Genomic DNA, 13,551 nt, shown 5'->3' with positions numbered 1-13,551 from the left:
TGTCCCGGATAGGGGTGGACCTTCATCAACAGGGGCGAGTATGCGGTTGGTCGGCAGAACATCGGTGATCGGCGTCCTGGACGCGGCGCTCGCGGACTGCGCTGCGGGCGGCTCCCAGGCCGTCCTGATCGAAGGCGCCGCCGGGTGCGGCCGGAGCGCCCTGGCCGACACCGTCGCCGAGCGGGCCGCTGCGGCCGGTGCCCTGGTCCTGTCCGCCGTCGCCACGGTGGCGGAGCAGCAGATCCCGTGGGGCGTTCTGCGCCAACTCGTCCACCGGACACCGGGGTTCCGGCTGCCCGACAGGAACTCCGGCAACGAGCCTTCGCGGGTGGCGGATCTACGGGAGTTCTGCGACCGGGTATGCGAACTGAGCCTCGACCGGCCGGTGCTGCTCTGCGTCGACGATGTGCAGCACGCGGACGCCGAATCCCTGCGCCACCTCCAATACCTCGTACGTCACGCCCGAGGTTCACAGGTCCTCGTCGTCCTCACCGGTTCACCGCAACCGCCGTCGCAGGACCCCTTGTTCACCACCGAGTTGATGCGCCAGCCCCACTTCCGCCGGATTCGGCTCAGTCCGCTGTCCCGGACAGAGACCGCCCGGTTCCTGGAACTGGACGGCTGCGAGGGCCTCACCTCGGAGGAGGCGCACCGCGTCAGCGGAGGCAACCCCCTGCTGCTGCGTGCCCTGACCACCGAGCACGCGGACACGTTCCCGGCCGGGAACACGCACGGCGAGGCGGTGTTCCCCTCCCCCGGCGGTCCGTTCGCACAGGCGGTCGTCGCCTGCGTGCACCGGGCCGGGCCGGTGGCCACCGCCGTGGCCCGCGCCGTCGCGCTGCTCGGCGACCACGCCTCCCCCGCCCGCGCCGCGCGGGCGGCGGACCTGACGGACACCGCCGCGAACCGGGGCCTCGCCGCGCTGCGGGCGGCCGGCCTTCTCTGCCTCGACGGCGTACGGTTCCGGCACCCGGCCGTGCGGGACGCGGTGCTGGAGGAGGCCGGTCCGGCCACCAGGGGCAGGCTGCTCCGGCAGGCCGCACGGGTGCTGCACGAGGACGGTGTCCCGGCCCCGGCGGTCGCGGAACTGCTGCTCGCCGCGGCCTCCGACGACGTGGTGACGGCGGACGACCCCTGGGACGTGGACGTGCTCCGCGAGGCTGCGGAGGATTCGCTCGTACAGGGCGAGGCCCGCGCGGCGACGCGGCTGCTCGAACTCGCCCTCGAAACCGGCACCGACGACCAGGTACGGGCCGCACTGCGCATCCGGCTGGCCCAGATCACGTCCCGCTTCGACCCGGCCGCGGCCGAACGCCGCGTGGACGCGCTGCTGGAGGCGGTGCGCTCCGGCAGCCCGGCCGCCGGGCACGAACAGCCGCTGGCCGGACTGCTCCTGGCCCAGGGGCGGGTCTCCGACGCGGCGGAGCTGATCCTCGGCACCGGTACCGACCAGGCGGGCGCCTCGCCCCTGGACGCGATGGTCGACACCACGCCCGGCGCCGCGGAGCGGCTGCTGCGGTCGGCCCGGCTGACGGATGCCACGCTCGCGCCGCTCGCCCAGGCCGTGACGTCGCTGCTCTGCTCCGAACAGCCGGACCTGGCGGTGCGGTGGAGCCGCAGTCTGCTCGACGAGGCGGACCGGTGCCGGGCCCCGGGCTGGAGCGCCGTGCTCGGGACGCTGCATGCCGAGGCTCTGCTGCGCCTGGGCGACCTGCGCGGCGCCCACACCCGTGCGACGGCGGCCCTCTCGGCCCTCCCCGCGCAGGGCCATGGCACCTTCGTCTGCGCGCCGACGGCGGTGGTCGTACGCGCGTGCACGGAGATGGGCCAGTACACCGAGGCATCCCGCCTGACCGGTCGGCAGCTGCCCCGGCGGCAGCTGATGAGCCTGCACGGACTGGCGTATCTGCGCGCCCGCGGACTGCACCACCTGGCTCTCCATCAGCCGCACGCGGCACTGGCCGACTTCCTGGAGGTCGGCCGGCTGATGGAGAGCTGGGGGGTGGACCGGCCGGCGTTCCTGCCCTGGCGTACGGATGCGGCGCGGGCGCTGCTGTGCCTCGGGGAGGACCACCGGGCGGAGCAGTTGGCCCTGCGCCAGCTCGCGATGGCCGACGCGCGGCGCCCGCACGTACGTGGTCTCGCGCTGCGCATGCGGGCGCTGGCCGGGGATGCCCAGCAGCGGCCGACGGTCCTCGCCCAGGCGATCGACGAGCTGCACCGCTCCGGCGACCGGGTGGAGACGGCCCGCGCCATGGCGGATCTGGGCCGGACGCTCCAGGCGGACGGCTCCTCGTCGAAGGGCTGCGTGATGATCCGTTCGGCCTGGCAGCTCGCGAAGGACACCGGCGCGGCGCCCCTGTGCCAGGAGATCCTTCCCGACGCACCGCTGGTGACGGCGCCGGGCACCGCCAGGGCCAGGGCGGAGAGCCGCGCGGGCCGAGCCGGGAAGGCGGGCGCGGACAAGGACCGGCCCGGCACCTCGGCGGCCCGGCTGAGCGGTTCCGAGCAGCGGGTGGCCACCCTGGCCGCGCAGGGCCTGACCAACCGGGAGATCTCGGCCCGGCTCTTCCTGACGGTCAGCACGGTCGAGCAGCACCTGACCCGGGTCTACCGCAAGCTCCGGATCACCTCCCGGGGCGACCTCCCGCTCGACCTGGAACGCGCCGACGGCGCCCCGGTCCGCGCCTGAGCCGCGGACCGCCGCAGCCCGCGCGTCGCACGGTCAGCGGTCGCCGGCCACCTCGGCGAGGGTGCGGGAGAGAGCGGCCGCGTCGGATCCGGCAGCGGCGGCGGTGCCCGCGATGGCCACCGGCGGCGGCAGCCATCCGTGCCCGGCGATCCGCTGGGCGACCTCGTAGGCGAGGGCGCCGCCGCCCGAGTAGCAGCCGAACGTGACGGGTTCGGCCGCCGCGAGGGCCGGGCGCAGCGCGGCCAGACAGCCCGCCGCGTCCACCGTCCCGTTCACGGTGAGCAGGGTCTGCGGACCGGGGTAGATCCGGGCCAACTCGTCGTAGCAGCCCGCCGGGGCGTCCGGCGGCGGTACGAGCAGCACAGTGCCCGCGCCGGGCCGGGTCGCCGGTCGCAGCACGCTGGGGCCCGGCACCGGTCCGGGGCGGCGCGTCCGGGCGGGTGCGGCGGGACCGAGCAGGGCCAGGGCCTCGGCGACCGGTGTGCCCGCCGCGACGAACCGGGGGAACTCCCGTAGCAGCAGAGCGGTCTGGGCGAGGGCCCTCGCCGCGTCGGGGTCGGCGAGACGCTTCCGGTCGTTCACCGCTGTCAGCACGAGGCCGCCGTCGGCGTCGTGGTGGGCGGTCAGGGAGAGCGGCACCCCGGTGTCCGCCGGCACCGTCTCGGGCGGGGTCAGCCGGATGTCCTGGGCGTCGAACTCGTTGCGCAGCGGGTCTCCGATGGCCGGTGGTGCCAAGGAGGTGGGTGGTGTGGAGGATGCGGGCGCTTCGAAGGCGATCACCGTCCCGGTGAGCCGGTCCTCGGCGGGCCGGCCGCTCCAGGCGTGCACCTGGCCCTCGGAGACCCACTCGTACGCGGCCATGTCCATGGCCCGCTCGCCGAGTTCGGTCAGCAACCGGGCCAGCGGCATCGCCGGGTCGACCTCGGTGCTCAGGGGCAGCGGATTGCGCAGTGGTCCGGGCAGCAGGGCGGCGCCGTCGAGCAGGATGCCCCGGCCGGAGACGGTCATCCCGAAGGCGACGGGGGCGGGGCCGGTGCGGCCGGACGCCCGGTGCAGCAGCAGCGCCCAGGCGGCGTGCAGCGCGGTGCACTCGGTGACGCCGATGTCACCGGCCCAGTGGCGCAGCCGGACCGTCTCGTGGGGGGTGAGCCGCTGACCGGTACGTCCGTGGCCCGGCCGGGACGGGGTGCCGGACGGCCTGGGCGGCAGGGTGGCGGCGCCGGCCGGCGGGGCGGCTCGGGTCCAGAACTCGCGGGCCGGGGTGGTGTCCTGACGGTCCAGCCAGTCGAGGTGGTCGCGCAGGTCGGGACGGCGCTGCCCGCCGGGGGGCGGACCGTCGGCGAGGTAGGCGCGATGCACGGCACGCAGCAGCATGCGCACGCTGGGGCCGTCGACGAAGGCGTGGTGGTATGTGACGACGACCCGTACCGGTCCCATCGTGCCCGGCTGTTCGTCGATGAGCAGGACCCGGAGCGGTCCGGGCTTCAGCGGGTCGAAGGCGGTCAGCCGCTCGCTGCCGATCAGCGCCTGCCGGTCGGCGGAGCCGTAGGGGTGCCGGACCACTCGCGGGGTGGCTTTCGGGTGCACCGCGACCCTGGGACCGTCGGGTGCGTCCGCCCGTGCGAAGGACCCGCGCAGCACCGCCTCGCGGTCGGCGACCGATGCCCAGGCGGCCCGGTAGCGCCGGGTGTCGAGCGGCCCGTACCAGCGCCAGTGCTGCTGCTCGACGTACAGGGCGGTGCCGGGGGCGGCGGTCATCAGGTCGAGGAGGATCTCCCGCTGCCGGGGGGACGCCGGGAAGAGGGCAGTGGCGGAGTGGTCCGGCTCCCCCTGCGCCGGGGGGACCGAGGGCTCTTCGGGGCCGGGCGGCGGCGCGAGCACCGGTTCAGCGGAGGCACCGCTGCCCGCTGTGCTGCCCGGCGGGCCCGTGAACGCGGTGAGCAGGTCCCCGAGGGCACCCGCGGGCAGGTGGCGCGGGGAGAGGTACAGGGTGTGGTGGGTCGCGGTGTGCCTGCGCAGGGTGGGCGTGCACCCGGCGGGGAGCTCGGCGAGCGCCCGTGCCAGTGCCGCCGGGTCGAGCGGGCCGCGCAGTTCGAGCGCGGGAGGCATGCCGGAGGAGATGATGACGGTCATGCTGCCGGTCATCCGGTCCCCCTGTCTCCGATGGTGCCCGCGCCCCGGCGCACCGGACCCGGCTCCGGAGGGCACGAAGGGACGACCCGAGTGTGCACGCACCGCCCACGTGGCGCTGACATGGCGCTGACGTGGTGCTCGAAGCCTGCCGGATGGCCGCTGATCGGGCGGTGGCACCCCCGATCAGAGGTCACCCGAGGGCTCTCAGAGAGTCCGGACGGCCGTCTCGGCGTGCTGCCCGGCGAACTCCAGGGTGGCGAGGCTGAACCGGCTCGCCGTCTCACGTACATGGGCCCGCGCCCGCGCGAGGTCCGCGCCGGCGCCGAGGACCTCCTCGATGCCTTCTTCGCGCAGCAGCACGCTGTGCCGGGCGATCACCTGGACGCCGCGTTCGTCGGGGATGACCGACCATTCGCCGGTGTGGGCGTCCGCGAGCGGGGAGGGACGCGTGTGCTTCCACAGGATCCGGCCCGAGTGCGGGAAGCAGACCCGGACCGCCTCCATGGTGTGGGTCGCCCCGTCGGCCGAGAGGATGTCCACGCCCGTGAGCTGGACGCCGGGCCGCGGCTCGGCCACGTCGGTGCGGGCCACGTGCGGCATGAGGTCCGGCCAGTCGGCGATCCGGTACAGGAAGTCGTAGACCAGCTCGGCCGGGCCGTTGATGCGTACGGAGTCCTCGAAGGTCAGCAGGAGGTCGTCCAGGCGGTTCCAGCGCTCCGCGGTCTCCCGCAGCCGCTCCAGTTCGGCCCGGCTGTTGGTGTCGGTGGCCCGCCGGACCCAGGCGACGTCCTCGGAACGGTTCCCGGCGACGGTGAAGTCGTGCTCCAGGCTCAACCGGCAGCGGTCGGGGCCGAGCGGCTCCACGGTCCAGCCGCCGCCCATCGAACTGACCGGCTCGGCGGGCGTCTCCTGCCGGAACTCGATGCGGCGGCGGGCCGTGTCCAGTGTGCGGTGCGAGAGCCAGGAACGTACCTGGCCGTTGGCGAGCACCCACATGTGGAAGCGGTCCTGGGAGCCGTCGAAGTCCAGCCGCTCCACATGGATGCTCGCCGGCACGAACAACGGCCACTGTGTCGTGTCCGCGATCAGCCCGTAGACAACGCCGGCCGGCGCTGCCACATCGACCGCGTACTGCGTGCGGTGCACTCGCTCGACGGCCATCGTCCATACCCTCTCTGGATCCTGTACAGATGCTGTCCGCAGTCGCTAGAGGACTGCTGGAGAACCCGCTGGAGAACCTGCTGGAGACTCCGCGTACCGCTTGGCGTGGGTCAGGGTCGCGGTGCTGTTGCGGCCGAGCGCCTCGCGTACGTACCGCCGCGCACTCGCGAGGTCCGCGCCCTCGCCCAGTACCCGTTCCACCGCCTCCTCCCGGAGGACGACGCTGTGCCGGGAGGTCGCGACAGTGGTCCCGTCGGGGCCGGGGGCCACCGTCCAGACGCCGGTGTGGGCCGACATGAGGGCCGGGGTGACGGTCTGTTTGTAGACGATCCGGGCGGCTGCGGGGAAGCAGACCCGGACCGACTCGGTGGTGTGCGAGGAACCGTCGGCGGTGAGCGTCCGCATCGACATGACCTGGACGCCGCCCGGCTCCTCGGTGAGGTCGAGGCGCGAGACGTGCGGCAGCCGGTCGGGCCACCGCGCGGCCTGTTCCAGGAACGCGTACACGGGCTCCGGCGGGGCGTCGACCGTCACCGAGTCCTCGAAGGACAGCACGAGCGAGTCCAGCCGTGCCCACTGCGCGGCCAGTGCCGCGATCCCGGCGAGTTCGGCCCGGCTGTTGGTGTCGGTGGCCCGCTTCACCCACTCGATGTCCTCGGGACGGTCGCCGGCCACCGAGAAGTCGTGGAGCAGGGTCAGCCGCGAGGTCTCGGCCCCGACCGGCTCGACGATCCAGGTGCCGGTCATAGCCGACAGCGGGGCCGCCGGGGTCTCCTGGCGGAACTCGATCCGCCGGGCCACCGCGTCCAGTACCCGGTGCGAGGTCCAGGACTTCACCCGGCCGTTCGCCGTCGCCCACATGCGCAGGCGCTCGTGCGTGCCGTCGAACTCCAGCCGGTCCACATGCACGTTGGGCGGGAAGTACAGCGGCCACTGGGTCGCGTCCGCGATCAACCCGTAGACCACCCCGGCGGGTGCCGCCACTTCGGTCCCGTGGACCGTGCGGTGGGTCCGCCCGCCGTGCGTGGTCCGCCCCTCGCGTGCCGTCCGTCCGTCCGCCATCGTCGGCCTCCCGGTCGTCATCGTCGGTCTCCCGGCCTTCCGGTCGTCATCGTCGGCCTCCCGGTCGTCATCAGAAGTTGCCCAGCCCGCCGCAGACGTTGAGCGCCTGGGCCGTGATCGAAGCGGCGAGGTCCGTCGTCAGATAGCCGACCAGCCCCGCCACCTCCTCGGGTGTCGAGTAGCGCCCGAGGGGGATCTTCGCCTCGAACCGCTCCCGCACGTCCTCGTCGGTGGTGTCCCAGGCGGCCGCGTAACCGGCCCGCACCCGCTCGGCCATCGGCGTCTCGACGTACCCGGGGCAGACCGCGTTGACGGTGATCCCGGCCGGGGCGAGCTCCTTGCCCAGTGCCTTGGTGAAACCGACGACGGCGTGCTTGGACGCCGAGTAGGGGGCGCCCAGCAGCACACCCTGCTTGCCGGCCGTGGAGGCGATGCTGATGATCCGCCCGTGGCCGCCCGCCGCCGCTGCCTCGGTCAGCCCGCCGTGCTTGAGCACCTCTCGGGTGAGCAGGAAGACGCTGTTGAGGTTGGTGTCGATGACGTCGTACCAGAGCTCGTCGCTGATGTCGGCGGTCGGACCACCGCCGCTGCGGCCGGCGTTGTTGACCAGGACCGTGATCGGTCCGTACGTCGCGACGGCCGCCGCGACCAGGGACCGCACCTGCTCCTTGGACCGCACGTCGGCAGCGGTGCCGGACACCTCCAGGCCGTCGGCGCGCAGCTTTGCGACGGTCTCCTCGACCGCCTCGGCGGTACGGGCGCACAGGAACACCCGGTGTCCGCGGGTGGCCAGGTCCCTGGCCACCGCCAGGCCGATACCGCTCGTGGCGCCGGTGACCAGCGCCACCGGGCTCTCGGGTGCCGCCGTCGATGCCGTCATCGATGCCGTCATCGGGGTGCCTCCAGTTCTTGGGTCGTGACCTCGACCGTGTCCGGAACCGCTTGAGGAACGCCGGACGAGTGCTGGAGACCACGCCGCGCACGGACCCGATCCGGGGCCTCACTCCCGGACCGGGCCGGAGAACCGAGCGGGGCCTCACGCCCGGACCGGGCCGGAGAACCGAGCGGGGCCTCACGCCCGGACCGGACCGGAGAACCGAGCGGGGCCTCACTCCCGGACCGGACGGGAGCGCCGAGCGGGGACAGGGCCCGCTCCAGTTCGTGCCGGGTCAGCCGGGCGCCACCGCTCGCGACATAGCCGTCGGGACGGATCAGCAGCCAGCCGCCCGCGCCCAGGCCCATCGCCCCGCGCAGCCGCCCACGCGGATCGTCCAGCGGATCGGGGCCGGTGGCTTCACCGACGGCGCGCATCGTCCGCACGGACAGCCAGGACGCGTGGGCGTGGGCCGTGTCCGCCGCGACCAGGTCCGCCTCCGCTCCGCCGCCCGCCGCGTACAGCAGGGTCCACCGGGTGTCGCGCAGTTCGGCCCGCAGCTCCTCCGCCCCGGGGTCACCGGGCTGCCGTGCGGCGACGGCCGCCGCGGCCCGGCTGCCCGGGGCGATTCCCCGGCCGGACCCGGCGGTGGTGAGCGGGCTGTTCGGGTAGCCGATCCGCAGCCCGGACAGCCCGCCGAGCACCTTGCGCTGGATGGCCCGGCGCAGCGGTGGCACCCGGCGCACCACGCCGAAGACGACCGGCAGCATGACACCGGCCAGGGTGTTCTTGAACTGGACCAGGAAGGTAGCCGTGCGGGTGGAGCCGAGCAGCGCCCTGCCGATGGGGACGCGCTCCTCGTCGTAGGTGGTGAGCAGTTCACGTCCGGCCCGGCCCTGGGCGACCATGGCGAGTTTCCAGGCCAGGTTGTAGGCCTCCTGGATGCCGGTGTTCATGCCCTGCCCGGAGGCGGGGCTGTGCACGTGGGCGGCGTCCCCGGCGACGAAGCAGCGGCCGTCGTGCATGCGCGGCACCATGCGCTGCTGGAAGGTGAAGACGGAGGACCAGCCGGGAGCGCCGACGGTCACCCGGTGGCCGAGGCCGGCACCTAGTTTGGCGCCGAAGCGGGCGGCCGCCTGTGCGGGATCGGCGCCGGGGCGGGGCGCGGTGTCGAGCAGCCGCCAGCGTCCCTCGTCCTGGTAGGGGACCATCATCAGGGCCTGCCCGCCGGTGTGCACCCAGTAGATGCTGTCCTGCGGGAGTTCGGTGGTGACCGTCGCGTCGGCGAGTTCCCAGGTCTCGCTGGACTCGCCGATCAGGGGCAGCCGCAGTTCCTTGCGTACGGTGCTGTGGCCGCCGTCGCAGCCGACCAGCCACGGAACGTCGTACGCCTCGGTGGTGCCGTCGGCGTGCTCCAGACCGGCCCGGACGCCGTGCCGGTCCTGGGTGATGCCGGTGAGCCGGACGCCCCATTCGACGGAGACGCCGAGCCGGGCCACCGCCGCGCGCAGCACCTCCTCGGTGCGGGTCTGCTCGATGATGACGGTGTACGGGTAGCGGGTCGGCATGGTCCGGTAGTCGGCGTTCAGCCGGACCAGCCGGCTTCCCCCGGCGTACATCGTGAACGCCCGGTTGTGGCGCCCGCGTTCGAGTACCGGCTCCACCACTCCCATCTGGTCGAAGGTCTCCAGCGTGCGCGGGTGCACCGCGACCGCCCTGCTGGTTGCCGCGGGCCCGGGGGCCGCGTCGACCAGCCGTACGCGCAGGCCCCGTCGGGCCAGTTCGTGGGCCGCGGTCAGCCCCACCGGCCCGGCGCCCACGACGAGTACACGGTCGTCCACGGGGTTCATACGGCGACCTCCTCGGCTGCACGGGTGATCAACTGCTGGCGCAACACGCGCCGTTCGGGTTTTCCGACGGGGGTGCGCGGCACCGCTTCGAGCACTTCGGCGCGGCGGATCCGTTCGTACGGTGCGAGGCGTTCGTTGGCCTGTTCGACGATGGAGTCGACCACCGCGGTCAGACCGGGAGCGGCCGGGTCGCGCAGCACGATGCCCGCCCAGACCACCGCTCCGTGGACGTCGTCGGGCCAGCCGGCGGCGATGCAGTCGGTGACCCGGGGGTCCTCCCGGAGGACCGCCTCGACGGCGCTGGGCGAGACGAGTTCGTTGTCGTGCTTGAAGACGTCGCCGAGCCGGTCGACGAGGAACAGCTGCCCGTCGTCGTTCAGGTGGCCGACGTCCCCGGTGGAGAACCACCCGTCGGCGTCCACGGGGGCCGGCCCCGAATCGTCCAGGTACCCGGCCATCACCTGCGGCCCGCGCACCTGCACCTCGCCGGTGGCGCGGGCGCCCAGCACCTGGCGGGTGTCGAGGTGCACGATCCGGCACTCGGTGCCAGGCACCACCCCACCAACGCCACCAACCCCACCAACCGCACTCGTCGTCCCCGGCCCGTACGGGCTCTGGCAGTGCGAGAGCGGGGAGAGCTCGGCCATCCCGTACCCCTGCACGACGGGTACGCCGATGTGCTCGCTCAGCACCCGGGCGGCCGGGGGCGCGAGCGCGGTGCCGCCGGACAGTACGACCGTCAGCCGCGGCCCGCCGGGCGCCCCGCCCCCGTCCGCGAGGAGCCGCTCGTCCCGGGCCAGGCGGTGCAGGCGCGCGGGTAGCCCGTAGTAGTGAGTGGCCCCGGCTTCCGCCGCGTACCGCAGCGAGGCCCACGGGTCGGGGTCGGCGCACAGCACCTGCTCGGCGCCCGCGTACATCGCCGAGTTGAGGTGCATGACGTGGTAGAGCGGCAGGTGGTTGAGGGTGACGGAGTCGCTGCCGAGGTGGTGGGCGGCGGCGGTCTGGGCGGCGTTGGCGACCAGATTGCGGTGGCTGAGCCGGACCCCCTTGGGCCGGCCGGTGGTTCCGGTCGTGAACTGGACGCAGACGTCCGCGTCGAGATCGGTGGCCAGGGCGGGCAGCGGCCGCCGGCCGGGTACGGAGTCCAGCGCGGCCCGGAGCGGCACGGCGTCGGAGGGCACGATCCCCTCGGACGCGTCGGTGACGACGACGGTGCGCAGGACGGGCAGCCGGTCGGCCAGTTTCACCAGCAGTTCGGCGGTGGCCGTGGGAACGAACGCCACCTCGACGGCCGCCGAGGCCAGGACGTGTTCGAGGCCCTCCGCCCTGAGCAGCGGATTGACCAGCACGACCGTGTTCCCGCTGCGTGCCGTCCCGTAGTACGCGGCGGGAAAGACCGCGTCGAGGGTGTTGGCCACGCCGACGCGCGCGCCGCGGCGGCCGAGGGTGTCTTCGAGGTAGGCGGCGATCCGGTCGGCCCGGTCGTCAAGTTCCGCGAAGGTGACCGGGCCGGCGGCCGTGCGCAGGCCGCAGCCCGCCGGGTCGCGCACCGCGGCCTGCCGAAGCAGGCCGTCGAGCCGGATTCTCGGGTACACGAACGTCGGCATGGTGCTGTCCTCCTGGCTCCCGAAGCGGGTGAACGCTTCGAAAGCCTTGGCGGGGGCGCTTGAGGAATCTTCGAAGGCCGCTCGATCTTCGGGGCAGAAGCTGTCCGGAACCGACGGAACGGAGTCAGCCCATGACCGTGCTCGCCGCCGAGCGGCACCATGTGAGCCCGCTGGATCAGCAGCCCGGCCAGTTCGGCCTGCTGTACGCGGAGGTCCAGCAGTTCTACGCCCACCAGATGCAGCTGTTCGACTCCTTCGCCGCGCAGGAGTGGGCGGGCACGTTCACCCCGGACGCCGTGTTCGACGTACCGACACTGCCGCAGCCGGTACGGGGCCGGGAGGAGCTCGCCGCGAACGTGCGGCGCAACAAGGAGGCGCAGGCACGCAGCGGCGAACAGTTGCGCCACTGGCTGGGCATGGTCGATGTCCAGCCACAGCCCAACGGAACGCTGCGCACCCGTGCGTACGCGCTGGTGTACCTGACCCCGAAGGGCGGGGAGGCCCGGGTGCACCGGGTGTGCGTCATGGAGGACACCCTCGCGCGCTCACGCGGCGACTGGCGGGTCGTCCACCGGCTCGTGACACGCGACGACCTGGCGTGACCGAGGCCCTGAGCGAGGGCAAGAAGTAGCCCCACCGCCCCTGGCGCCTGGGCGGAAGCACAGGGGGGCGACATGCCGACTGTCATGTACGTGAGGTCAATGAGCACCGGTCCCGGGATCGGTACTCATTGACCTCACGTACATGAGCTCTGCCCCTGGGAGCCGTTCAGGTTGCGCGGCGCAGGGGGACGACGACGTCCTCGCCCGTGCTCTTCACGCTGAGCCGGTAGTAGCTGATGTGCGCGAGCCGGTCGGATTCCTCCAGCCAGCCGGCCTCGATGACCTGGCGCCGGGTCCGGGAGAAGACGGTCGGGGACATGCCGACGAGCTTGGCGAGGTTGGCGCCGGTCTCGATGACGGCACCGGCGCGGTCGGTGGGGTGCATCGCGTAGAGCATGACGACCAGGCGCTGGTTGGCGGTCATGCCGACGGTGCGGTGGAGGACGTCCAGGAGCCTCTGCTTGTCGTCGTTGTTCACTGGGCCTCCCAGAGCGAAGGGATGGTGTTGTCGAAGCCGGGGATGTCCGGCGGGTTGCACGTCCTGATCGCTTCCCGCTGCTCGATCCCGGGTCCGTGAAAGGCGATGTACGGGCTGATGCGGTACAGCCTGTAGTTGCCGATGCGTCCGCGCTCGATCAGGATGCGCCGCTTGAGGAGTTTCCGGTTGATCTTGCCCACGGCATCGGCGGTCATGCCGACCTTCTTGGCGATGTCCGCACCGGTGGCTCTCAGCGGTGCCATGCCCTGCGGGGAGACCCCGATCCACCACAGCACCATGAACTTCTGGCTCGGGGTGAATTCCTTGCTCTCGGTGATCGCTTCGACCCTGGCCTTGTCGACCTGGATGTGTTCGCCGGAGAAGGCGTAGGGCGCATAGGGGATGGCCTCGCCCGTGTCGGCATCGACCAGTCTGCGTACCGCTCCCAACGGGCCCTCCCCTGAATGGGCATTGCTGTGATGTACATGAGCAGCGACCCTGTGGGCCGACCAGATGAACTTAACGTACATGAGCACCAAGTGGATGGACCCCGCCTCCAGGACGTGCCGGTCGACGTGCCGTCCATCCGTCGCCACGGCCGTGGCCGCCCAGAAATGGCGTCTGCTCATGAACGTGACGTCAATCTACTCAGTTCCTGCAGCAGTGGTCACGGTTCTCAGGACATGGGCACCACGATCCTTGGAACTGCCTGCCCGGATCTCAGGAACTGGGTGCACGATGCTGAGAACTGGGTGCCAGATCGTCAGAACCTGATGGAAAACGCGTTTTCACAGGCCAGGACGCCTTTGACGTCTGCGCGCTCTCTTACAGGCAGGACAGGCCGTCGATCCGGCAGCCGCACAGCGCCTCGGGCTGTGAAAAGCAGTCGTGGGGGGGGGGGGGGGGGGGCCCCCCCCCCGCCGCCCCCCCCCCCCCCCCCCCCCCCCCCCCCCCGGCGCCCCCCCCCCCCCCCCCCCCCCCCCCCCCCCCCCCCCACCCCCCCCCCCCCGCGCCCCCCCCCCCCCCCCCCCCACCCCCGCGCCCCCCCCCCCCCCCCCACACCCCCCGGGTGAACAAACCCCGCCCCCCCGG

The 13,551-nt window shown here is 73.2% G+C and carries 10 protein-coding genes; 2 read left to right on the top strand and 8 right to left on the bottom strand.

The features are described from left to right. Nucleotides 1-40: 40 nt before the first annotated feature. Nucleotides 41-2,692, top strand: a complete 2,652-nt coding sequence (locus ACFYY1_RS40710) for an AAA family ATPase (RefSeq protein WP_388594934.1) — start codon at nucleotides 41-43, stop codon at nucleotides 2,690-2,692. Between the two features lie 33 nt (nucleotides 2,693-2,725). Here the strand turns inward: ACFYY1_RS40710 and ACFYY1_RS40705 are convergent, their stop codons facing one another. The 6 genes from ACFYY1_RS40705 to ACFYY1_RS40680 all read right to left on the bottom strand — a co-directional run bounded on the left by ACFYY1_RS40705 (nucleotide 2,726) and on the right by ACFYY1_RS40680 (nucleotide 11,379). Then, nucleotides 2,726-4,837, bottom strand: a complete 2,112-nt coding sequence (locus ACFYY1_RS40705; RefSeq protein ID WP_388594932.1) for a condensation domain-containing protein — start codon at nucleotides 4,835-4,837, stop codon at nucleotides 2,726-2,728. Nucleotides 4,838-5,029: 192 nt separating this feature from the next. Beyond that, entirely contained in the window at nucleotides 5,030-5,986 is a 957-nt protein-coding gene (locus tag ACFYY1_RS40700; protein WP_388594930.1) for an SRPBCC family protein, read from the bottom strand. A 45-nt stretch (nucleotides 5,987-6,031) separates the two neighbouring features. Then, on the bottom strand, nucleotides 6,032-7,069 hold the full coding sequence (locus tag ACFYY1_RS40695; RefSeq protein WP_388594929.1) for an aromatase/cyclase: 1,038 nt from the start codon (nucleotides 7,067-7,069) through the stop codon (nucleotides 6,032-6,034). Nucleotides 7,070-7,118: 49 nt separating this feature from the next. Continuing rightward, a complete protein-coding gene (locus tag ACFYY1_RS40690; protein WP_388594927.1) occupies nucleotides 7,119-7,940 on the bottom strand; it encodes an SDR family NAD(P)-dependent oxidoreductase in 822 nt (273 codons plus the stop codon). Further along, nucleotides 7,937-9,772 (bottom strand): FAD-dependent oxidoreductase, encoded by a 1,836-nt coding sequence (locus tag ACFYY1_RS40685; RefSeq protein ID WP_388594925.1) that lies wholly within the window; start codon nucleotides 9,770-9,772, stop codon nucleotides 7,937-7,939. The genes ACFYY1_RS40690 and ACFYY1_RS40685 overlap by 4 nt, the downstream gene beginning before the upstream one ends. Next, nucleotides 9,769-11,379 carry a class I adenylate-forming enzyme family protein gene (locus ACFYY1_RS40680; RefSeq protein WP_388594924.1) on the bottom strand — a complete coding sequence of 537 codons (1,611 nt, stop codon included), beginning with the start codon at nucleotides 11,377-11,379 and terminating at the stop codon, nucleotides 9,769-9,771. Before ACFYY1_RS40680 ends, ACFYY1_RS40685 begins: the two co-directional genes overlap by 4 nt. 131 nt (nucleotides 11,380-11,510) lie before the next feature. On the opposite strand from ACFYY1_RS40680, the gene ACFYY1_RS40675 reads away from it, so the two are divergent. Next, nucleotides 11,511-11,981 carry a nuclear transport factor 2 family protein gene (locus ACFYY1_RS40675; protein ID WP_376308733.1) on the top strand — a complete coding sequence of 157 codons (471 nt, stop codon included), beginning with the start codon at nucleotides 11,511-11,513 and terminating at the stop codon, nucleotides 11,979-11,981. A 166-nt stretch (nucleotides 11,982-12,147) separates the two neighbouring features. Here ACFYY1_RS40675 and ACFYY1_RS40670 read toward each other — a convergent pair whose 3' ends face one another. Beyond that, nucleotides 12,148-12,459 carry a replication initiation protein, RepL2 gene (locus ACFYY1_RS40670; RefSeq protein WP_388594922.1) on the bottom strand — a complete coding sequence of 104 codons (312 nt, stop codon included), beginning with the start codon at nucleotides 12,457-12,459 and terminating at the stop codon, nucleotides 12,148-12,150. Then, a complete protein-coding gene (locus ACFYY1_RS40665; RefSeq protein ID WP_266738034.1) occupies nucleotides 12,456-12,908 on the bottom strand; it encodes a MarR family transcriptional regulator in 453 nt (150 codons plus the stop codon). The genes ACFYY1_RS40670 and ACFYY1_RS40665 overlap by 4 nt, the downstream gene beginning before the upstream one ends. Nucleotides 12,909-13,551: the final 643 nt, after the last annotated feature.

The sequence above is a fragment of the Streptomyces sp. NPDC001890 genome (assembly GCF_042891445.1).
GTDB lineage: Bacteria > Actinomycetota > Actinomycetes > Streptomycetales > Streptomycetaceae > Streptomyces.
This window is presented reverse-complemented; position numbering and strand designations above follow the sequence as displayed.

Coding starts and splice junctions, on each gene's coding strand:
- ACFYY1_RS40710 (WP_388594934.1), top strand. CDS start 41: ATGCGGTTGGTCGGCAGAACATCGGTGATCGGCGTCCTGGACGCGGCG.
- ACFYY1_RS40705 (WP_388594932.1), bottom strand. CDS start 4,837: ATGACCGGCAGCATGACCGTCATCATCTCCTCCGGCATGCCTCCCGCG.
- ACFYY1_RS40700 (WP_388594930.1), bottom strand. CDS start 5,986: ATGGCCGTCGAGCGAGTGCACCGCACGCAGTACGCGGTCGATGTGGCA.
- ACFYY1_RS40695 (WP_388594929.1), bottom strand. CDS start 7,069: ATGACGACCGGGAGGCCGACGATGGCGGACGGACGGACGGCACGCGAG.
- ACFYY1_RS40690 (WP_388594927.1), bottom strand. CDS start 7,940: ATGACGGCATCGATGACGGCATCGACGGCGGCACCCGAGAGCCCGGTG.
- ACFYY1_RS40685 (WP_388594925.1), bottom strand. CDS start 9,772: ATGAACCCCGTGGACGACCGTGTACTCGTCGTGGGCGCCGGGCCGGTG.
- ACFYY1_RS40680 (WP_388594924.1), bottom strand. CDS start 11,379: ATGCCGACGTTCGTGTACCCGAGAATCCGGCTCGACGGCCTGCTTCGG.
- ACFYY1_RS40675 (WP_376308733.1), top strand. CDS start 11,511: ATGACCGTGCTCGCCGCCGAGCGGCACCATGTGAGCCCGCTGGATCAG.